A 23157-nucleotide genomic window follows, 5' to 3' on the forward strand; every position below is an offset into this window, starting at 1 on the left:
GGTCACAGATTGTCAAGCACTTCGTTCGCGCGCCGCTCCATGTCGGAGAGCGTGCGGTCGATCGGCTTGGCGCCGGAGATCGCCGACGCCGCCTCGGTACCGACGATCGTCTCCAGCGGGAACTGGCGGCGCACTTGTTTGGGAAGCGGCTGGGCAGTGGTGGCGAGGATCGCGAGATTGCCCCGATGCGGCAGCGCGCGCCATTGCGGGCTGTCGATGATTGACTGGAACGCCGGCAGATGCCCGGTGCGCGCCCAGTGCTTGGCATGGCCGGCGAAGAATTTGAGGAAGCGCAGCGCGGCGGCGCGCTCCTCGGGGGTGCGGCGGGAGTCGCGTGGCATCACCCAATTATGGCCGTCGGCGAAGGTGGCTTCGCGCTGGAACAGCTTGGGGTACGGCATCACCGTGTAGCCCCCGTTGGCGAGCGCCCCGGTGGACTCGCGCGACTTCGCGTCGAAGGTGCCGACCATCCATGTGCCGACGAGGAACACCCCGCCATCGCCGTTGAGGAAGCCGGCGACTGCGGCGCTGTAATCCTGGTTCTTTGTGGTGAAGTCGCGGTCGTAGATCGTCTTGAAGAGCTGGAGCGCGTTGCGGCCCTCGGGCGTGGCGAAGGTCGCGTGGCCATCGCGGAACAGCGTGCCGTTCTGCTGCATCACGAAGGTGTAGAAGTTGCGGGTGAAGCCGGCATATTCGTTGGCGGCGCCCTGGACGAGATAGGGTTTGCCGGTACGCTCGCGGAATTGCTGTGCATGGGCGTAGAGTTCCTCCGGCGAGCGCGGCAGGATCGGCTTGCCGTTCCGCACCAGCCCGGCCTTGCGGAACAGGTTCATGTTGATGTGCCAGAGCGGCGCCCAAGTATCGATCGGCAGGCCCCAGACATGGCCTTCGACCGTCACTGCGGTGCGCGCGGCGGTGGTGAGGCTGGCCGGCGGGGCGCCGATCGCGGTCAGGTCGGCATCGAGCGGCTCGAGCAGGTCGCGCGCCTGATAGTCCGCAATCACCGATCCGTGCATCGTCACCAGATCGGGCGCGTCGTTGGCGGCAAGCTGCGCAGTGAGCTGGTCGTAGCCGGGCCAGAACACGACATTCTCGACGACATGGATGTCGGGGTTCTCGGCCTCGAAGCGATTGATCATCGCGGTCATGATCCCGCATTCGCCTTCGGCCTTGGCGATGTCGGTGGTGCGGCCGTACTCGGCCTCGCATGCGCCGAAGAAGCGCTGGATCACCAGCCGGGTCTTGTTCGGCTTGGCGTCCGAACAGCCGGCGAGCAGCGCCAGCGGCAGGAGCCAGAGCGCCTTCATTTGCCCGCCGCTCCGGCGACTGCCTGGACGATGTATTTCTGGAAGAACAGGTACACGATCAGCATCGGCGCGCCGGCGAACACGGCCTGCGCCATCAGGAAGCCAAGGCCTTCGGTCTGGGCGAAGTTCATCTGGGTGGAGGCGATACCGACGGTGAGGGTGAACATGTCCTTGTTGGTCGCCGAGATCAGCGGCCACCAATAGTCGTTCCAGGCGTGGAGGAAGGTGAAGATGCCGAGCGTCGCCTGGGCAGGGATCGTCAGCGGGAGAAGCAGCCGCCAGAAGATCGTGAAGCGCGAGGCGCCGTCGAGCAACGCGGCCTCGTCGATGTCCTTGGGAATCGCGCGGAAATATTGCGTCATCAGGAAGACGCCGAACGGGGCCGAGAGGCCGGGGAGGATAAGTGCGGGATAGCTGTTGTGCAGGCCGAGCCAGCTGAACATCTGGTGGCGGGCGATGATCACTGCCTGTTCGGGCACCGCGAGCCCGAGCAGCACGATCACGAAGAGTATGTCGCGCCCGCGGAATTCCAGTCGCGCGAAGCCGTAGCCGGCAAGCGAGGCGAGGACGAGCACGCCTGCGGTCATGCCAAGCGAGACGATCAGGCTGTTGCCGATCCAGCGGAACACCGCGCCGTTGCCGAACAGATTGCGGTAATTGTCGAGCGTGTAGCGGCCGTTGAATACCGAGGCGGTGTCGGTCATCAGCTCCGAATTGGCCTTGAGTGATAGCGCCAGCACCCAAAGCAACGGCACCAGCATCAGCACCGCCGCGAGCACGACCAGCGCGATGGCTAGGCGGCTGCGGGTCATGCCGGCTCCTTGCGCGAGGAAATGCGGTACTGGAGCATCGCGGCGACCAGGATCATCGCGAACAGGACTTGGGCGGCGGCCGCGGCATAGCCAAGCTCCCATTGCCGCCAGCCGGTCTCGTAGATGAACAGCACGATCGGGCGGGTGGCGTTGTTGGGACCGCCGAGCGTCATCAGCTGCGCCTGGCCGAACAGCTGGAACTGGAGGATGACCTCGATGATGATCACAAGGAAGAAGGTCCGCTTGATCGCGGGCAAAGTGATCCGCGTCAGCGTAGTCCAGCGCGTGGCGTTATCGAGCGCGGCGGCTTCGTAGAGATCGCGCGGCACCTGCTGGAGCGCGGCGAGGAACAGCACCATCGGCAGGCCGATGCACCACCAGATCGTGGTGATCGCGATCGCGGGCATCGCGAGCTTCTCGTTGTTGAGAAAGGCGATCGGAGTCTTGCCGAGCGCCTCGGCGGTCACCCCGAGCAGCCCGCCGTCGGGGAGGAAGACGAGGCGCCAGACGAGCGTGACGACGGTGACCGAGAGCACGGTGGAGGCGAAGAAGATCGTGCGTAAAACCGCCGCCCAGCGCTCCTGGCGGTTGAGCACCAAAGCGAGGCCGAGCCCGGCGAGGGTCAGGAAGGGCACGGTGAGCGCCACGAAGACGAAGGTGTTGGCGACGGTCTGCAGGAAGATCGCATCGCCGAACAGCCGGACGAAATTGGCGAGGCCGACCCAGCGCTCGGTGCCGAACAGGTCGCTCTTGGTGGTCGACAGCCACATCCCCATCGCCAGCGGGATGACGAGCATCACCACGAAGACGAGCAGATAGGGCGCGACGAACAGCGCAGCGCGCCAGTCCCCTGCCCCGCGCCGTACCATCAGCGCGCCTCCCGGCGGTGATGGCCGAGGCCGGATGCGTCGAAGAGATGTGCCGCCGCCGCGTCGATCGTGAGGCCGACGCGATCGCCGGGGCGGACCGCCGAGACACCGGCGTCCTCCGCCACCAGCCGCGAACCGTCACTCAGCAGCGTATGGATCAGCGTGCGCTCGCCGAGCCGCTCGACCACTTCCGCGGTGCCATGTGTTGCGGCATCGTCGCCGGCAGTGACGCACACCGTCTCGGCGCGCAGCCCCAGCGTCGTCGGGCCTTGCGGAACGCCGGCAAAAGGCACCGCGGTATCGAGCACGGTCCCGTCGCCCAGCAATACGCGCGCCTCGCCCGCAGGCCCGGCTTTGACGTCAACCGGCAGCAAATTGATCTTCGGCGATCCCACGAAGGTCGCGACGAACTGCGTGCGCGGGCGGAGATAGATCTCCATCGGCGTGCCGACCTGCTCGATCCCGCCGGCGTTGAGCACGACGATCCGGTCGGCAAGCGTCATTGCCTCGACCTGATCGTGCGTCACGAAGATCATCGTCGCGCCGAGCCGGCGGTGGAGCTGCGCCAGTTCGAGCCGGGTGCGGACGCGCAGCGCCGCGTCGAGGTTCGACAGCGGCTCGTCGAGCAGGAACAGCTCGGGCTGCTTGACGATCGCGCGGGCGATGGCGACGCGCTGGCGCTGGCCGCCCGAGAGCTGGCCGGGCTTGCGATCGAGCAGTGCCTCGATCTCCAGGCTGGCCGACGCCGCGGCGATGCGGGTGGCGATCTCGTCTGCGGGCACGCGCTGGTTGCGCAGCCCGAACGCCATATTCTCGCGCACGCTGAGATGCGGATAGAGCGCATAATGCTGGAACACCATCGCGACGCCGCGCTCGCCGGGCGGCAGCGTGTCTACGCGCCGATCGCCGATGTGGATCTCGCCGGTGTCCGTGGTCTCGAGACCGGCGATCATCCGCAACAGTGTCGACTTGCCGCAGCCCGAGGGCCCCAGGAACACCACGAACTCGCCCGCCGCGATATCGAGCGACAGTCGCTCGATCACGGTGACCGCACCATATGCCTTGCCGACCTCAGCCAGCTGGACACCCGCCAATCAGCCTCTCCCTTATAATTGTCTGATGATTGGAGGGAAAACCCATCTCCTGTCAACGGTACTCGTCGCGCTCCCAGATCGGCGTTGACCGATCCTGCATCAGGGCTAGGCTGCGGGGATAGCGGGAGGATTGAAATGGGAACGATCGCGGCATTGCTCGTTGCGAGCACGGGCTGGGCTGGAATCTCCGCCGGACAGGCGCAACCTGCGCAATCGGCGCCGACGGTTGCCCCGGCGGCGGTGCAACCCAGCGGGCCTGCCTGGCAACTGGTCTGCGCACCCGCTCCGTCCGCGGGCACTACGCCTGCGCCGGCGCCGGCCGCCGCCAGTCAACCGTGCAGCCTCGTCCAGAACCTGCTTGCCGGCGAGCAGAAGCAGCGGCTGCTGACCGTCATCCTGCAGCGCACGCCCCAGGCGGGACACAGCATGACGATCGCGCTGCCGCATGGCGTGCTGTTCCCCGCCGGAGTCAGCCTGCAAGTCGATGAGGCGCCGGAGAAGCCGCTGGCGGTGCAGACCAGCGACCAGAACGGTGCCTATACCGGCACGCCGGTCGATGCAGCGCTGCTGACGGCGCTGCGTGGCGGCAAGACGCTCAAGCTCGGCTTCACCGGCGGCAATGGCCAGCGGATCATCGTGCCCGTGACGCTCAGAGACTTTCCCGCCGGCCTGACTGCGCTCGACAAGAGCCCGTTACCGGTTGCGCCGCGCGCCGCTGCTGCACCGGCGACGCCGTCCCCGGCGCCCGCACCGCGCTGACGCCGCGCGCCGCGGGGTCGTCCGCCCCGCGTTTGCGCAAGAGGTAGAAAGCGCGGCCGGACCGCCGCGCTTCCCATAACCTTATCAGCGTCAGGGCAGCGGATTGCTCGGCGCCACCGCGGTGCCCGCACTCGGCCCGGTGGCCGTGCCCGTCAGGCTGACGGCGATATTCCCGGTGGTTGCGCCCGGCGTGTTGCCGTTCGCATTCCAGGTGGCAACCGCGTCATCCTCGATCCCCGCGCCGCCTTCTACGAAGCCCTGCAGGAAGATCCGCGGATCATGGGTGTTGTCGAGCTCGGAGACGCGCAACCGCAGGACATTGGGTGCGGCGGTGGCAGAGAGGTTGTTGTTGGCGATATACGCATAGATCTGATTGGTCTCGATATTGCTGCCGGACGACGAGCCGCTCTGGATATTGATGTCGGCAAGCGTGTTCGTATCGGTCGAATCGATCACGTTGTTGAGCAGCCGCAGATCGAGCCGGGCGCTGCCCTCGCGGGCGATCACGTCGACTGCGGCGCTGTTGTTGAAGGCGCCCATGTTCACAGTGTTGCCCGAGACGTCGACGATGATGCGCGAACTCTCCTGCGCGAGCAGACGGATGCCGCTGCCCGACGCGTTCGTGGTGCCCGACTGGCTGAACACGGTGATGTTGGCGTTGTTGGTGATCCGCCCCATCACATTGGCGTTGAGGAACGAGCTGATGTTGATCGCCGCGCCGCCGCTCGCGCGGATCGTCGGGTTGCCGATGATGTTGAAATTGACCGTGGCGGTGTCGTTGCCGTTGATGTCGATGCCGGTGCCAATCCCGGTATCCACGTTGATGACGTTGTTGGTGATGTCGATGTTCACGATCGAATCATCCTCGCCGATCACCTGGATCGCCTGCGTGCGCAGCCGCAGGAAATCGCTGTCGAGGATGTCGATGTTGGTCGTCGGTGCGCCCGCGGCGTTACTGAAGCTGCGGAACTGGAGCCCGCCCTCGCCATTGGTGGCGCTGCTCTGCGTGTCGCGGAAAATGACGTTGTTGAGCGTCAGGTTGAGGTTCACGTCGGTGTTGACGATGTCGAGGCTGTTGGTTTCCGAGAAGCGGATCTCGGTATTGGTCAGCGACGACGTGCCCGACAGGTTGATGAACTCGATGCCGCTTTCGTTGGCACCGTCGCCGGCATTGTCGATCAGGCCGTTGTTGAACTGGAAATTGCTGACGTTGATGCCGGTGATGCCGTTGTCGGCGATCGTCCCGGTGATGTCGACATTGTTGAACACGGCCGTGGCGACGTTGCTCAGATAGAGCGAGCCGTTCGCCGTGGCGAGCGTGAGATCCTGGCCGGCCGCCTCACCGGTGAGGCTGGCGTTGGTCAGGGCCATGTTGCTGATGCTGACCAACGACGTGTTGAGCAACTCGACACCGCGCGTGGTGTTGATGATCGTGCCGCCCGAGCCGTCGGTGCTGCCGGTGCCAGTGATCGTCAGCCCCCCGGCCCCGCCCGTGGTGTTAAGCAGGATGCCGCGCGCGGCGCCGTTCGCCGATACCGACTGGAGGGTGACCCCGCCCGCGGCGATGTTGGTGTTGACGAGGTTGAGCGCGATGCCGGTGCCCGAGGTGATGCTGTTGCCGGTGCCGGTGATCGCCAGCGATCCTGCGCCCGCGGTGGTCGACGTCGCGGTGATGCCGCGGCCGGCGGCAGTGGTGACAACCAGGCCGCCGCCGGTGAAGGAGACGGCCGCACCGGTGGGGCCGGTGTTGTCGAACTGAATCGCGTTGTTGGCGCCGGTGGTGAGCGTCTTGGTCGCACCCGAGAAGGTGATCGTGCCGCCGCTGTTGTTGTTGATCAGGATGCCGTTGGCGACGCCGCCGGTCGCCGAAAGATTGCCCGAGAAAGTCGCCGTGCCGGCGGCACGGTTGCTCACTTCGACGATATTGCCGGCATTGGTCTTGGTGATCGCCGCCGCCACGGTGACGCCGGTGCCGCCGCCCGTGAGGTTGACGCCGTCGCCCGCGCTGCTCGCGGTGGCGCCGATCGTGCCGCCGTTGATCGAGACCGCGCCGGTCGCGCCCGCGGCGCCGGTGACGTTGACTCCGTGCGCGGTGGTGCCGTCGATGTCGACGCTGGCGAAGGTGACCGCGCCGTTGCCCGATCCGTTGACCTCGATCCCGTCGCCGCCGATCGTGCCCGCGGTGGTGCCGATCGTCGTCGCGCCGAAGCCGATATTGGCGTTCGAGCCGTTGCCGATGAATATCCCGTCGCCGCCGGTGGTCGCGGCGATGCTGGTGGTGCCGCCGCTGAACGCGCCGCCGCCGACGCTGTCGAAATTGTTGAAGTTGACGGCGATGCCGGTGACGGTGCCGGTGCTCTGCAGGCTGCCGAAGGTGATGCCCGCCGCACCGGCGCTCACGCCCGAGAGCGAGAGGATCTGGCCGGTCGCGGTCTGGATGCTGTTGCCGCTGCCGGTGATGGTGAGCGTGCCGCCGCCGGTCGCACTGAGGCCGGCGCCGCTGGTGGTGACGACATCGAAGCCGGTGCCGCCTCCTGCGGATGCGAAATTGACCGTCGAGCCGCCATTGTTGGCCAGCGTCACGGCGGCGTTGGCGCCGGTGCTGAGGCTGACGTTCTGGCCGCTGAAGGTGACCGCGCCGCCGGTGTTGTTGGCGATGTTGATGCCCAGGCTGGTATCGGTGAGGTTGCCCGAAAGCGTCGCGGTGCCGCCGGTGCGGCCGGTCGCCTCGACCGAGCGTGCCGCGACACCGCTGGTGGTGATCGTCCCGCCATAGGTGAGGTTGAGCGCATCGCCGGTGAGCGAGACGCCGCGGGTGGTCGCGGTGATTGCGCCGCCGGCGATGTCGACGGTGCCGGCGAGCGTACCCGCGGTGCGGTTGACCAGGATGCCGTTGGTGCCGCCGGTGTTGCTCGCCGAGGCGAAGTTCAGGTTGAGCGTCGCGGTGGTCGCGCCGGTATTGGCGATGTCGAGCAGCGTGCCGCTGGTCGTGGCGATCGAATTGCCGCTGCCCAGCACGTTCACCGTGCCGCCGCCGCTCATCGCGAAGCCGCTGCCGGTGGTGCTGGTGATGTCGAGCCCGGTGCCGCCGGCATTGAAGGTGACCGTCGATCCGTCATTGCCCGACAGGCTGACCACCGTGCCGGTGCTGGCGATGTTCATCTGGCCGTTGAAGGCGATCGTCCCGGCGTTGCTGTTGATCACCGAGACCACGGTGCTCGCATTGGCGATGCTGCTGCTGATCGCGCCGTTGAAGGTGGCGGTGCCGGCGTCGTGCCCGTCGATCTCTACCGCGAAGCCGTTATTGTCGGTGATCGTGCCGTCATAGGTCACAGTGGCGCTGCTCTGCAGCACGAAGGCATTGCCGGCGCCGTTATGGGTCAGCGTGGTGCCCGAGCCGAACGCGAAGGTGCCGGTGGCGCCGTTGACGATGTCGATCCCGGCATCGCCGCCGTTGAGCGTGGTGGTGCCGGTGAAAGTATACGTGCCGTCGGCATTGTTGAACTGGAGGCCGGCGCCGCTGCTGGCGTTGACCAGCCCGGCATAGGCGAAGGTGCCGGTGGTGTGGTTGCCGGTGAAGTTCACCGCCAAGCCGCCCGCGGCCTGGACGATCGAGCTCGCCGCGTCGAAGTTGAGGCTCGCAGTGCCGCCGCTGACGGTAAGCGCCGAAGTCCCGGCGCCGGCGATGTCGACATTGGTGGCGTTGATCGTGCCGGCGGGCGTGGTGAACGACAGGCCGGTGGCGGCGCCGCTGATGTTGACGTTGGTCAGCGTCGTCGTGCCGGTGGCGTTGTTGAGCGTGATCGAAATGCCCGTCGCACCGAGGGCGGTGACGTTGCTGATCGTGCTGCCGGCGGCGTTCAGGAAGATGTCGTTGGTGTTGCCGGTGAGGCTGGCGCTATCGATCGTCGTGTTGGTCGAGGGCGTGATCTCAATGCCATAGCCGCCTACCGCGTTGAAATTGCGGATCGTCATGAGGTTGATGAGCGTGCCGGTGGCGCCGCCATTGTCGACGATGCCGCGCAGCGCGCCGCCAGGCGCGCCGTCGAGGATGAAGCCCGAGATGCGGTTGCCGCTGGCGCCCAGCGTGATGACATTGGCGCCCGCCGCCGAAGTGAGCGTCGCCGCGCCGTTGCCGGTGGGATCGGCGATGTTGACCGTGTTGCTCGACAACAGGATCGTCGCGGGCACGCTCAAGGTTAGCGCGAGCGGGCCCTGGCCGAAGCCGCGGACCTGGGTGTCGGCGAGCAGCGCCAGCGTGTCGTTGCCGTTCGAACCCGCGGCGTTGATCGCGGCGCCATTGTTGACCAGCACGATCACGTCGGTGGCAGTGAGCGCGAGCTCGGCCGCGGCGAGCGTCATCGGATTGGCACCATCGCCACCCGATCCGTTGCCACCGCCGGTCGCGCCATTCGAATCGATGAACAACGTGCGGCCGACGCCGAAGCCGAGGCCCGGGCTGGCGCCGAAGGTGACATCGCGGAAGTCATAGGTGCCGGCAGCGGGCGCCGCCGCGGCGTTGATCGCGGTCGCCGCCGATATCGTCGAGGTGCCGTCGGTGCCGAATTCGCCGTCGCCATAGGTGAAGGCCGCATTGGTGCCGGCATCGAGCCACACGCCGGTCGCGACACCGGCGATCGTCGAGAAGGCCCCGCCCGCGGTCGCATCGCCCAGCCGGACGATCTGCCCGCCGGTGGTGCCGCGCAGATCGACGCCGATCGTGGTGCCCGCTGCAGCGGCGTTGGTGAGGTCGAAGTCGCCGGCGGTGATCCCGGCGGCGAGCGTCGCGGCGTTGAGGTCGAGCCCGATCGCGGCGGCGTTGTTCAGCCCGATATCGAGATCGGTGATGTTCAGCGCGGCGCCGAGCGTGCCGTCGACACTGATCGCGGCGCTGGTGATGCCCTGGAGGTTGACCGAGCCGAGGGTGATCGCGCCGCCGCCGCTCGAGGCGACATTGGTCAGGGCGATCCCGGTCGCACGCGCGTTGGTCGTCACGCTGGCGAAATTGAGACCGGCGGCACCGACGGTGATCGCGTTGAGGTTCAGCGCGGTGGGACCGTTGATCGTGTTGCCGCTGCCGGTGACGGTCAGTGTGCCGCCGCCGCTCGCGTTCAACGCCACCGCGGGGGTGCCGCCGATGGCCAGCCCGCCGCCGGTGAAAGCGATCGTGCTGCCGGTGTTGTTGGTGAGGTTGATGGCCTGGAGGGCAGTCCCGGAGACGCTCTTGCTGGCGCCCGAGAAGGTGATCGCAGCGGCGGAATCGCGGACCTGAACCAAATTCTCGTTGCCGCTGAGCGTCAGATTCCCGCTCACGCTCACCGATCCGCCGGTGACGGCATCGATCCCGACGCCCAGGCCCGTTCCCGACGCGGCGATGTTGCCGCCGAAGCTCAGCGTACCCGCCGTGCGGTTGGCGATTGCGAGGGCGACGTTGCCGCTGGTCTTGGTGATCGCGGCATCGATCGTGACGTTGCCGGTCCCGCCGTTGACGAAGACCCCGTTGCCCGAGGGATCGTTGGTGCCGCCGATCGCACCCGCGCTGATCGTCACCGATCCCGTCGCGCCGTCGATCAGCACGCCGTTGCCGGCGGTGTCGTCGATCGTGACGCTCGAGAAGGTCACCGCGCCGTTGCCCGCGCCGTTGATCTCGACGCCTTCGTCGCCGGTGGCTGAGATCGTCGTGGCGCCGAAGCTGATCGTCGAGTTCGATCCGCCGCCGATGAAGATGCCGTCGCTGGTCGCGCCGCTGGTCCCGGCGATCGAGACGGTGCCGCCACTGAACGCGCCACCGTCGAGATTGTCGAGGTTGATTGCGGTAGCTCCGGCGACGGTGCCGGTGCTGGCCAGTGACCCGAAGGCGATGCCGCCCGCCGCCGCAGTGACGTTGGCGAGGCCCAGCACCTGGCCGGTCGCGGTCTGGATCGAATTGCCGCTGCCCGCGAAGTTGATCGTGCCGCCGCCCGAGGCGACGAGGCCCGCGCCGCTGGTGGTGACGACATCGACGCCGGTGCCGCCGCCGGCAAAGACGATCGTCGCGCCGGTGTTATTGGTCAGCGACAGGCCCGCGCCGGTCGTGTTGTTGATGGTCACAGCACCATTGAAGTTGGCCGCGAGCGGCGTGGCCTGCGCGGTATTGTCCTGGATCGCGATACCGGCGGTGGTGGCGCCGGTGACGTTGACCGCGCCATTGACCGTGAAGCTGCCCTCGACCTGATCGAGCAGCACGCCCCAGGCGCCGCCGCTTGCGGTGATGCCGGCCAACGTCATGTTGACGACCAGCGGATCGAGGTTGACCGCGGTGCCGTTGGTCGTGTCGACGCTGCCGTCGAGCGTGGTCAGCAGGAAGTTGTTCGCCTTCGAGTTCGCCACCAGCAGCCCGGTGCCGCCATTGTTGGCGATGTCGATATCGGTGAAAGTCAGCGCGCCCGAGACGTTGGTCAGGCTGAGGCCGCCGCCCTGGACGCGTGCGCCGCTGGTGCCGATGGTGAATGCGCCGGCATTGACTGCCTGGATGCCCGCGGTGGCGAGATCGCTGTCGAAGGTGACGGTGTTGAAGATCAGGCCCGCGGTCTCGCCGCCGCTGGTGTCGATGGCGAAGTTCGACATGCCGGTTAGGGTCAGCGTGCCGCCGGTGCCGTTGAGCGTTAGCAGCGCACCGGCATTGTTGCCGACGTTGCGCAGCGTCAGGTTCTGGAGATTGACGATGCGCGCCGCGGCGCCCGAGCGGATGTCGATGCCCGCGCCGCCGCCCGAGATGCTGCTGTTGCGGATCGTCGCGGTCCCCGCGGTGGCGTTGGCGTAGATCCCCGCGCCGGTGCCGGTATTCGAGACGACGATGCCGTCGATCGTGCTGGTGCCGCCAAGCTGGATCGTGCCGAGCGCATCGGTGGAGGTCAGCAGCGGCGCGCCCGAGCCGGCATTGGGATTGCTGATGACGCCGGTGGTGATCCCGGTGACGCGAACATTGGCGGGCGCACCGCCGCCGACGTTAAGCGTGTCGGTATTGCGGAAGCTGATCAGCGACTGGCCATCGGCCAGGGTGATCGCGCCCGAGATCGTGTCGAAGCTGCCCGCCCCCGCCTGGGTGTCGAGCAGGACGATGAAGCTCGCGCTCGAAGCGTCGGCGGCGGCGAGGCTGCCCGGATCGAGCCGGCTGCCGACACCGGTGGCGCCGGCGCGGACGAAGAACGCGCTCACTTCGAGCGGGCTGGTATCGCCGACCAGATTGACGTCGAGGAAGTTGTAGTCGCCGATCGCGCCGTTCAGGCCGGCGATGACGATCGGCGTGGTGGCATTGATCGTCGAGAGGACGTTGATCGCATTCTCGCCGTCGCCATACTGGAAGTTGCCGGAGCGCGACGCATTGGTCAGGTCGACGCCGATGCCGACGCCGGTGATCGTGCTGCTGTTGGTGACGATGAAGTCGCCGGTGCCGGTGTTGCCGGTCAAGTCGATGCCGCGCGTGCCGGTGGCCGAAGCGCCGGTGACGTCGAGCGTTTCGAAGGTGACATCGCCCGCGCCGATGTTGCGCGCATCGACGCCGCGGGCGTTGGCAGGCACGCCGGTGATGCTGACATTGCCGAAACCGATCGTGCCGGTATTGCCGGTGCCGAACAGGATTCCTGCGGTGGTGGCGCCGTCGATCGCGGTGTCGCCGACAGTCAGCGTGCCGGTGAGCCCGGTGGCCGCGATACCCGTGGCGCTGCTGCCGATGTTGACGGTGCCGATAGTGGTGGCACCGCTGTTGGCGGTCAGCGCGATACCGGTGCCGAGCGCGCCCGACACCGTGACGTTGCCGAGGTTCACCGTGGCGCTCGAATCATGGAGCGCGACGGCCGATCCGGCCGCCCCGGCGACCGTGATGCCGGTGAACGACAGCGTGCCTGCGCCGGCGATCGAGCCGAGCTCGACACCACCGCCCGCTGCAGTCGCCGTAACCGTGCCGAAGGCCAGGCCAGCGCCGCCGACGGCGATGTCGGTGAGGTTGAGCAACGCGCCCGCGCCGCTGTGCGACACGTTGTTGCCCGACCCAGTCACCGTCATAGTGCCGGCGCCGTCTCCTGCCAGCCAGAACGCTATACCGTTGCCGGAAGACGAAGTGCTGAGATTGGTCAGCGTCGCGGAAGCCGCCACGCCACCGTCGTTCAGCCTGAGCCCGCCGCCCGGACCGAAGAGCGTCGCGTTCGAAAGCGTGACGCCGGAAACCCCGGAGCCGAACACCGCCGAATTGCCCACCGCGCTCTGCACCAGCACGCCGTTGATGCTGCTGCCGTTGGCGAGGGTGACGGTGTTGGCGGCACCGGTGGTGGTCAGGGTCGGCGCGCCCGAACCCGCATAGGGATTGGTCACCGATCCGGTGGTCACGCCGGTCAGGATGATGTTGACGGGTGCGCCGCCGGGCAGCGCAATCGTGTCGCCGTCGCGGAAGCTGCGCAGCGCCTGGTTGATGTCGAGCAGCAGCGTGTCGTCGCCGTTGGAGCCCAGCGCGTCGATCACGTCCTGGCCGCCAGTGGGGTTGTTGAGCAGGATGATGAAGTCCGCCGTCGCCGCTTCGGCACTTGCCAGGCTGCCCGGATCGCCGAGCGTGCCCGCACCGGTGGCGCCGGCCAGAACGTAATAGACCGTCGCCGAGGTGGCGAGCCCGCTGGTGTCGCCCACCAGGGCCACATCAGCGAAATTATACGTGCCCGTCCCGGCATTAAGACCGGTAATGACGAGCGGAGTCGTGGCGTTGATCGTCGACGCGACGTCGACTGCGCTCTCGCCGTCGCCATATTGGAAGAGCCCGGGGCGCGAGGCGTTGGTCAGGTCGACGCCGATGCCGACGCCGGTGATCGCGCTGCTGTTGGTGACGACGATGTCGCCGGTGCCGGTGTTGCCGGTGAGATCGATGCCGCGTGTGCCGGTCGCCGAGGCGCCGGTGATGTCGAGCGTGTTGAAGGTGACGTCGCCGGTGGCGCCGGTCAGGTTGACTGCGGTCAGATTGGCAGAGAGGCCAGTGATGTCGACATCGCCGAAGGTGAACGCGCCCGACGAACCATTGAGCACGGCGATGCGTGCGCCGCCCGAAAGCGCGACCGTACCGAAATCATAAGTGCCGTCGGCATCGTCGAAGGCGATCCCCGCGCCGTTGGTGACGTTGAAAATGGCGGTCGTCAGATCGACGATGCTCTGGTCGGTGGTCGCGCTGAACACCGCGGCCGCGCCGGGGGCGCTGGCGGTGAGCGTACCTGCGTACGTGATGTTCGCAGACGAATTCGATACGGCGAGGCCGCCCAACGCGGCGTTCACGCTAGTCCCCGAGCCGAAGTCGAACGTGCCCGTGGACCCCGTGGTGATCCGCACGCCCTGCGCGCCGCTGCCCAGCGAGGCTGTGCCGTTGAAATTGTAGGTGCCGTCGGCGTTGTTCAGCGAAACGCCGGTGCCGCCGGTGATGCCGAGCGTGCCGGTCTGGAAGGTGATCGTGCCGCCGCTGTGATTGGCGACGTTGATCGCCGCCTGGGCCGCCGTCGCATAGGTCAGATTGCCCGAATAGGTGACCGAAGCCGTCGAGCCGTCGATATTGATCCCGGTGCCGCTCGGGCTGGTGATCGAGGTGCCCGTGCCGAAGCTGAAGGCACCGGCAGAACCATTGACGATGTCGAGGCCGGCATCGCCGCCGTTGAGCGTGGTGGTGCCGGTGAAATTATAGGTGCCGTCGGCATTGTCGAACTGCAGCCCGGTGCCGTTGGTAGCATTGAGCGTGCCGGTCTGGAACAGCAGCGTGCCGCCCGTGTGATTGACGACGTTCACCGCCGCCTGGCCCGCGGTGGCGAAGGTCAGGGCGCCGCTATAGGTCATCCCCGCGGTCGAATTGGCGATGCTGATCCCGGTGCCGCTCGGGCTGGTGATCGAGGTGCCCGTGCCGAAGGTGAAGGCACCGGCAGAACCATTGACGATGTCGAGGCCGGCATCGCCGCCGTTGAGCGTGGTGGTGCCGGTGAAATTGTAGGTGCCGTCGGCATTGTCGAACTGTAGCCCGGAGCCGTTGGTGATATTCAGCGTGCCGGTCTGGAACAGCAGCGTGCCGCCGGTGTGATTGACGACGTTCACCGCCGCCTGGCCGGCGGTGGCGAAGGTCAGGGCGCCGCTATAGGTCAGCCCCGCAGTCGAGTCCGCGATGTTGATCCCGGCACCGCTCGGGCTGGTGATCGAGGTGCCCGTGCCGAAGCTGAAGATGCCGGCCGAGCCGTTGACGATGTTGATGCCAACATCGCCGCCATTGAGCGTAGTGGTGCCGGTGAAGCTGTAGGTGCCGTCGGCATTGTCGAACTGCAGCCCGCGGCCGCCCGTTGCGTTCAGCGTCCCGCCGAAGGTCGCGGCGGTGATGTTGCCGTTGCTGACATCTACCAGCGCGGAGGCGGCTCCGGAAATGGTAATGTCGCCGGCATAAGTGAAATTGCCCGCGCCGGTGTTGGTCAGCTCGATTCCCGTGCCCGTGGACATCGTGATCGACGAGCCGCTGCCGAAATTGAAATTGCCGGTGGCGGCGCCGCGGAGGCGAATGCCGGTACCCGGATTGCCGGAGATCGTCAGCGTGCCGATATCAAGCGCCCGCCCGCCCGTGCCGACGCCGGTCACATTGTCCAGCAATATGCCGACATCGGTGCCCACATAATCGACGCTGGTCAGTTGAATATCGGCCGAGAGGTTGAACAGCTCGATCGCGCCGTTGTTCAGGCCGTTCATCCGGTCGATGGTTCCGCCGGTGATGGCGAGAGTGAAGCCGCCGGCACCGCCATCGGCGTAGAGGCCGGCCGACCCCGTGTTGAAGATGGTCGTCGCGAGGCTGAGCGCGCCCGTCGCACCTTCCATCACGAAGCCATAGCCCGTGACGCGACTGGCTGCGCTGCCGATATCGACCGTGCCGGTCACCGTCTGAATCCCGGCCGTGGACAGATCGGCGTCGAAAATCACGTCCCGGCCGAATACGCCCCCGGTCAGGCTGCCGCCGGCGACTGTGATGCCGGTTAGCTGGGTGACGGTGAGCTGGCCGCCGCCATTGCCCATCAGCGACAGCGCGTGGCCGCCAACGTTGCCGCCCGACAGAGCGAGGTTGCTAAGCGCGACATTGGAAGCGACGCCATTGTCGATGATCTCGACTGCGTGGAGGTCGCCGAAGATCGTGCTGTTACGGATGGTGACACCCGTGACGCCGGCGCCGTACACGCCCCGCGCGTCGAGGTTGCCGATCTGGACGCCGTCGATCAGCGCGCCCGAGGCGAGCGTGACGGTGTTGGCGCCCGCCTGGGTGGTGGTCAGCAGTGCCGCCCCCGAGCCCGCATAGGGATTGGTCACGGTGCCGCCGGCAATCCCGAACAGCACCAGGTTCGCCGGGGCGCCGCCGCCCACATTCAGCGTGTCGCCGTTGCGGAAGGCCAGCAGGCTCTGGTTGGCGATCAGGTCGAGGCTGCCACCCGCCGATGCGGCATCGATCACGTCCTGTGCGGCACCGGCCTGCGTATCGAGCAGGATGATGACCTGCGCGCCCGACGCTTCTGCTGCCGACAAGCTGCCCGGATCGCTGCGCGTGCCCGCGCCGGTCGCGCCGGCCTGGACCCAGAACATCGTTTTGTTGCTCTGGAGCGCAGTGAGGTTTCCGGTGAGCGCGACATCGGCGAAATTATACGTGCCGACGGCGCCGTTCAGCCCGGTGATGGCGATCGGCGTGACCGCATTGATCGACGATGCTGCGCCGTCTGCATCGGTGTTCGATCCGTCGCCGTAGCGGAAGGTGCCGGTGATCGCGGCATTGGTGAGATCGACGCCGATATCGACGCCGGTGATGCTGCTGCTCTCCGTGACGATGATGTTCGCCGCGGTGGTCGATCCGGTGAGGTCGATGCCCTTGGTGCCGGTCACCGAAATGCCGGCGATGTCGAGCGTCTGGAAGGTGACGTTGCCGGTCGCGCCAGTCAGGTCGACTGCAGTGCGGTTGGCGCCGAGCCCGGTGATGTCGACATTGCCGAAGCTCAGCGTCCCGCTGGAGCCCGAGGTGATCGCGACGCCCGCGCCGCCCGAGAGCGCCACGTCGCCGAGCGTGACCGTGCCGTCGGCGTCGATGAACAGCAGTCCGCTGCCCGCACTTGCGCTGATCGTCGCCTGGCTGAAGTCGAGCATGCCGCCGGTCTGGCCGCTGACGACGAAATTGTCGGAATTCAGGCCCTGGGTGAGGCTGCCGAAATAGGCGACGCTGGCGTTCGAATTCTGCAGGACGAAATTGGCGATCGCGCCGTCGGTGACGCTGGTCCCGGTGCCGAAGATGAACGTGCCCGAGGATCCGGACGCGATGTTGATGCCGGCATTGCCGCCGTGCAGCGTGGTGGTGCCGTTGAAGGTGTAATTGCCGTCGGCATCGATGAACTGCAGGCCGTCGCCGCCCAACACGTCGATCGTGCCGTCGCGGAAGCCGGCGATTCCGCTGTGCGAGAGCGTCGCCACGGTGGCGCTGGCGCCGGCATTGCTGGTGATGTCGCCGGCATAATCGAGATTGACCGCGCCGCCGAGCAGCACTGCCGCCCCGACATTATGGGTGATCGATGCGTTGGCGAACACATAGTCGCCACTGCCATCTAGGCTAAGTCCGCCGTTGGTCAGGTCGAGCGCGCCGACATTCAGCACCGGCGCCACCGGCGCGAGGGCGGTGTTGCCGAGCATGGTGATGCCCCCGCCGGTGGCGGTTACGCTGTTGAACACAAGCGCGAGCGCCGAATTCTGGGCGACCAGCGCGTCGTCCCCCGTCGTGTCGATCGAGCCCGAGCGCACGATAGCCGAGAAGGCGCCGTTGCCGCTGAGCAGGACGCCGACGCCGGCCGTGTTCGCCACGTCGAGGCTGGTGAAATCGAGGCTGCCATTGGTCGCGTTGAGCGCCAGGCCGATGCCGTTGACGCGCGCGCCGGTCGTGCCGATCGCCAACGTTCCAGTCACTGCCTGCGCGCCTGCGGTCGCCAGGTCGGAATCGAACAGCGCGTGATCGAAATACAGCCCGCCGGTCTCGCCATTGCCGCCCTGGACCGTGATGCCGCTCAGCGCAGTAACCGTGAGCGTGCCGCCGCCGGTGCCGTCGAACGTCGCGACGGTGCCGCTGCTCGACGAGAGCACCAGATTGCTGAGCGCGACATTGGCAGTGGCGCCGCCATCGGCGAGCGTGATCGCGCCGCCCGGTCCCGAGATCGCGCTGTTGCGGATGATGATATTGGCGACACCGACGCCGCTGACGCCCGCGCCGTTGCCGCTGTTCCGGATGACCAGCCCGTCGAGAACGTTGCCGCCGCCGAGCACCAGCGTGCTCATGCCGGCGGTGGTGGTCGTCAAGACCGGCGCGCCCGATCCGGCGAACGGATTGCCGATCTGGCCCGAAGGCACGCCGAAGAGCAGCAGGTTCGCCGGCGCGCCGCCCGGCAGCATCAGCGTATCGCCGTTGAGGAAGCTGAGCAGCGTGCGCCCGGCTGCGAGGTCGAACGAGCCCCCCGCCCCCGCCGCGTCGATGACGTCTTGCCCGCCGGCGGAATCGTTGAGCAACACGATCGTGTCCGCGGACGACGCCTCGGCGCCCGCCAGGCTGCCCGGATCGGCGATCGTGCCGACCCCGGTCGCCCCGGCCTTGACGAAATAGAGCGTCGCCGAGGAAGTCAGCGAGCTGGTGTCGCCGGTGAGCGCCACGTCGAGGAAATTATAGCTGCCGGTGCCGACGTTGATCCCGGTGATGACGATCGGCGTGACGGCGTTGATCGAAGACGCCGCGCCGTCGGCATCGGTGTTCGACCCGTCACCGAAGCGGAAATTGCCGGTGATCGCGGCGTTGGTCAGATCGACGCCGACGCCGACGCCGGTGATGCTGCTGCTCTCGGTGGTGGTGAAGTCGGTCGCGAAGGTCGCGCCGGTCAGGTCGATGCCGCGCGTGCCTGTGGTCGAGCTGCCGGCGATGTCGAGCGTGTTGAAGCTGATCGTGCCCGAAGCATCGCGCGCCAGGACGCCGGTGGTGCCGGCGGCAAGGCCGGTGATGTTGACGTCGGCGAAGCTGATCGCACCGGTGCTGCCCGCGCCGAGCAGGATGCCGGAAGTGCCGACGCCCGCGATGTCGGTCGTTCCGGTGAAGGTCACGCTGCCATCGACGCGACCGAGCGAGATCCCCTCCGCCGAAACGCCGTTGATGCTCAGGTCGCCGATCGACACGCTGGTGCCCGTGCTGACGCCGTCGATGACTACGCCGATGCCGGTGCCGCTGATCGCCGCATCGCCGATCGTGACGTCGCCCAGGCTGTCTGCGATCGCCAGCCCCGCATTGGCGCCGGTAACCACCAGGCCGCCGATCGAGACCGCGCCGTTGCGGGTGAGCGCGACGCCGTCGCCGCTGGCGTTCGCACTGATCGTGCCGATGCTGATCGCACCGCTATTGTCGGTGAGTTGGACCGCGTCGCCGTTGCTGCCCGCCACGCTGATCGACTGGATCGTAATCGCGCTGCTGGTATCGCCGATCGACACGCCTTCGCCCGCCGTCGTTCCCGCGACCGCGATGCTGCCGATCGCGACGCCGGCGCCGGTGACGTTCTGGATCGAAACCGCACTGGTCGCCGACGTGCCGGCGGTTACCGTGCCGAAGCTGATCCCGGACGATGCGACATCGGTGAGCGACAGCGCCGCGCTGGCGCCGGTAGCGGCAATATCGACGTCGGCGGCCGAGACGCTCAGCGTCCCCGCTCCCGTGCCGCTCAGCGCAAGCGTCACGCCCGCGCTCGACGCCAGGTCGAGATTGGTCAGCTGAACCGAACTCGCTGCGCCGCCGTCGCTGATCGCGATCGCGCCGGTCGCCCCGGCGATGTCCGAATTGAGGATGCGGACATTGCCGACGCCACTGCCCTCGACCCCGACATCGCCCGCGGCGTTGCGGATCACCAGCCCGTCGATCGTGCTGTTGCTCGCCAGATTGACCGTCGCCGAACCCGCGAGGCTGGTGGTGAGCACTGCGCCGCCCGACCCCGCATAGGGATTGCTGATTCCGGCAGGGCCCACGCCGGTCAGGATCAGGTTGGCGGGCATGTTGCCGCCGCCGGTCGCGAAGAAGTCCTGCGCGAGGAAGCTGATCAGCGACTGGCCGGCCGCGAGATCGAACGATCCGCCCGCGCTCGCCGCGTCGAACACATCCTGCCCACCGGTGGAATCGTTGAGCAGCACGATATATTCGGCGCCCGATGCCTCGGCACCGGCAAGGCTGCCGGGATCGTCGCGCGTGCCCGTGCCGACTGCGCCGACCTGCGCATAATAGGCGCTGACGCCCGCGCCGGTGATGTTGGTGATGTCGCCCTGCAGCATCACGTCGGCGAAATTATAGCTGCCCTGGCCGGCATTCATCCCCGCGATGATGATCGGGGTATTCGCCGTGATGCGGCTGTTCATCGTGCCGCCGTCGCCGTCGCCAAAGCGGAACTGGCCGGTCATCGCGGCATCTGTGAGATCGACACCGATATCGACGTTCTGGATCACGCTGCCGGTCAGGATGATGACGTTGCCGCTATTGGTCGATCCGGTGACGTCGATGCCCGTGCCGAGGCCGGTGCCGGTGATGTCGAGCGTCGTGAACAGCACCGTGCCCTGGGTGTTGCGCACGTCGAGCCCGGTGAAGTCGCCCAGCCCGGTGATGTCGACATTGGCGAAGGTCACCCCGCCCGGCACGCTGCCGATCACGATGCCGTTGGCGCCCGGATTGGCGATCGTCAGCAGCCCGGCGAAACTGGTCGCGCCGGCAAGGTTGTTGAGCGAAATCGCATCGCCGATGGTGCCGGTGAGCGTGATCGCGCCGAAGCTGACCGTCGAGCCCGCCAGCGTATCCTGTACGACGATCCCGCCGCTGCCGCTGATCGGCCCGGTGAAGCCGATTGTCCCACCGGTGCTGAAGATCGCCACGATCGGCAAGGCGCCGGTCGGATCGGTGATCGACGCGCCGAATACCAGATTGACGCTGCCGCCGCTGCCCGCGACGCCCTGTTCGCCGATGCGTACCGAACTGCCGCCGCTGCCCGAAACCGTGCCGCCATTGACGCGGACAAGCCCGGTCGAATTGAGGATGACCAGGCCCTCGCCGCCGCTGTTCGAAACCGTCAGCGTGCCGATGGTAAGTGCGTTGCCGCCGGTCCCGCCGCCTTCGACAGTATCCAGGATCACGCCCGGCCCGGCCGCGCCAACCGAGCTGATGCCGGCGAAATTGAGGTTGATCACCAGCGGATCGAGGTCCGCCGCGGTGCCGCCGACGGTGTCGATCGTCCCGTCCAGCGTCGCCAGCGTGAAGCTGTTGACCTTCGAATTGACGACACGGAGCCCGGTGGCGCCGCTATTGGCGATGTCGAGATCGGCGAAGCTCAGGCTGCCGGTGACGTCGGTGAGGAACACGCCCTGCCCGTTCACGCGCGCGCCGCTGGTGCCGACTTCCATCCGGCCGGCGTTGACGACCTGTACGCCCGCCGTGGTGGTGTTCGCATCGAACGTCGCCGAGCGGACGCTGACGCCGCCGGTCTCGCCGGTGCCGCCGCGCACGGTGATCCCGGATAGCCCGGTGACGGTGACGGTGCCTGCGCCCGATCCGTCGATGTCGAGGACGTTGCCGCCGGTCGCCGACAGGATCAGGTTCGACAGCGAGGTGCTGAGGTTGGCGCCGCCGTCGTTGATGTCGACGGCACCCGCGCCGCCCGAGATCGTCGAATTGGCGAGCGAGACATTGCTGCCGCCGGTGACCAGAACGCCCGCGCCCGCGCCGCCGCGTACGGTGAGCCCGGTCAGCGCCACCGTGCCGAGCGTATTGGTCAGCGAGATGCCCGCGCCGCCGGTATTCTCGACGATCGTCCGCTCGATCGCGAAGCCGCCGACGCCAGTCGCGGCGATGCCGACGCCCGCGCCGCGGATCGTCACGTCGCGGACCACCGAGCCCTGGCCCAGCGCCACTGCCGCGCCCGCGGCGCTGGTGCCGACGACGATGCCGTTGGTGCCGCCCAGCCCATAGGACACGGTGTTGCCGCCGATCAGGCGCACATCGACGGTGCTAGCGCCGCCGACCAGATACTGGTTGGCAGCAAGCGTCACGCCGGCCGTGTTGATCGTCCCGGCGTTGCCGAGCGCCACGACGACGCCATTGGCGCCCGCGCGCGTCACAGCATCGGCGATCGTCGTCGGGCTCGCCAGCGTGCCCGCCGCGCCGGTGACGCCCGCACCATTGGCGTAATAGAAACCGCCGAACTGGTTGCCGGTGCGCGCATCGACGGCGAAGCGGCTGGTGGTCAGGTCGGTATAGCGGCTGCCCGAGCGCGCGACATAATCGCGGCGTACCCGGTCGCCCATCTGCCGGTCGAGCCCGGTGGGCACGGCACCGCGATCGTTCGCGCGCCCGCCGAACGGAACCGACAGCCGCACCGTCGCGCGTGCATCGGAGCCGAAGCGCTTGTCATGCTCGAACGTGCCGCCAAAGGTGAAGCGCGCGCCGCTGTTCTTGTCCTCGATGTCCATTTCGAGGCCGGCGCGAACGCCGCGATAGTTCGCGTCGGCATCCTTATCCCAATAATCGAACCCGCCGACCGAACCGCGGATGCTGGCATTGCTGCCGACCGGCAGGCGCACGCCCGCCTCGCCGTTGAAGCCCTGGAGCGGAATCGCCTCCAGCCGGAAGCCGCTATAGCGCTCGATCAGCCGGTTGTTCTCCAGCAGCAGCGCGGCCGATCCGGCGGCAGCCGGATCGATATAGCCGATCGTCTGCTTCTTGCTGAGCGGCAGGCGATAATTGACGCGCACGTCGAAGACCGAGCTGAATCCCTCGAGCCCCATCGATACCGCCGCCTGATCGCGCGATCCGATGTCCGAACGATAGAAATCGGCGCCGACATTGACGCCGATCGCCGTGTCCTCGCTGGTGCGGAAGCGCGCGCCGACCGTGGCCGAGCCGTTGCGGTCGAAGCGCTGGTCGTATCCGATGCGCCCGTCGACATAGACGAGCCCCGAATCATTCTGCGCGATCGGCGCGAACAAGGAGGTCGAGATGCCGATATCCTTGCCCGCCTGGGCATCGACTTCGGCGCGGGGCTTCCAGGTGGGGGCACCGCTGGTCTGTCCCCATGCGGGCGACGCCGCGACGAGGACGGCTCCGGTCAGGCACGTCGAAAACAGGCGTGCCTTGCTGGACTTACGCATCGAATATCCCCCGTTCGCCAGTCGCAATAGCCACCGGCGCTCCCATCATGCATGCGCGTTCGTACATCCGTCTGATGCGGATATTGTCGATCGCTCGGGCGACACC

General features: G+C 67.4%; 6 protein-coding genes. 1 reads left to right on the forward strand and 5 read right to left on the reverse strand.

Features of this window, described 5'->3' with window-relative positions; translation table 11 throughout:
- Window positions 1-2 precede the first annotated feature (2 nt).
- From BXU08_RS08575 to BXU08_RS08590, 4 genes are read right to left on the reverse strand one after another with little or no spacing between them, the layout of a single operon-like run.
- Window positions 3-1307 carry an extracellular solute-binding protein gene (locus tag BXU08_RS08575; RefSeq protein ID WP_077509679.1) on the reverse strand — a complete coding sequence of 435 codons (1305 nt, stop codon included), beginning with the start codon at window positions 1305-1307 and terminating at the stop codon, window positions 3-5.
- Window positions 1304-2119: a carbohydrate ABC transporter permease gene (locus BXU08_RS08580; protein ID WP_077509680.1), complete on the reverse strand. Its 816-nt coding sequence runs from the start codon at window positions 2117-2119 to the stop codon at window positions 1304-1306. The genes BXU08_RS08575 and BXU08_RS08580 overlap by 4 nt, the downstream gene beginning before the upstream one ends.
- Window positions 2116-2988 carry a carbohydrate ABC transporter permease gene (locus tag BXU08_RS08585; protein WP_077509681.1) on the reverse strand — a complete coding sequence of 291 codons (873 nt, stop codon included), beginning with the start codon at window positions 2986-2988 and terminating at the stop codon, window positions 2116-2118. The genes BXU08_RS08580 and BXU08_RS08585 overlap by 4 nt, the downstream gene beginning before the upstream one ends.
- Window positions 2988-4082, reverse strand: a complete 1095-nt coding sequence (locus tag BXU08_RS08590) for an ABC transporter ATP-binding protein (RefSeq protein WP_077509682.1) — start codon at window positions 4080-4082, stop codon at window positions 2988-2990. The genes BXU08_RS08585 and BXU08_RS08590 overlap by 1 nt, the downstream gene beginning before the upstream one ends.
- 135 nt (window positions 4083-4217) lie before the next feature.
- On the opposite strand from BXU08_RS08590, the gene BXU08_RS08595 reads away from it, so the two are divergent.
- Entirely contained in the window at window positions 4218-4841 is a 624-nt protein-coding gene (locus tag BXU08_RS08595) for an invasion associated locus B family protein (RefSeq protein ID WP_077509683.1), read from the forward strand.
- A gap of 90 nt (window positions 4842-4931) precedes the next feature.
- On the opposite strand, the gene BXU08_RS08600 is transcribed toward BXU08_RS08595, so the two are convergent.
- Window positions 4932-23051: a right-handed parallel beta-helix repeat-containing protein gene (locus BXU08_RS08600; protein ID WP_077509684.1), complete on the reverse strand. Its 18120-nt coding sequence runs from the start codon at window positions 23049-23051 to the stop codon at window positions 4932-4934.
- Window positions 23052-23157 lie beyond the last annotated feature (106 nt).

It is taken from the genome of Sphingomonas sp. LM7 (assembly GCF_002002925.1).
Classification (GTDB): Bacteria; Pseudomonadota; Alphaproteobacteria; order Sphingomonadales; family Sphingomonadaceae; genus Sphingomonas.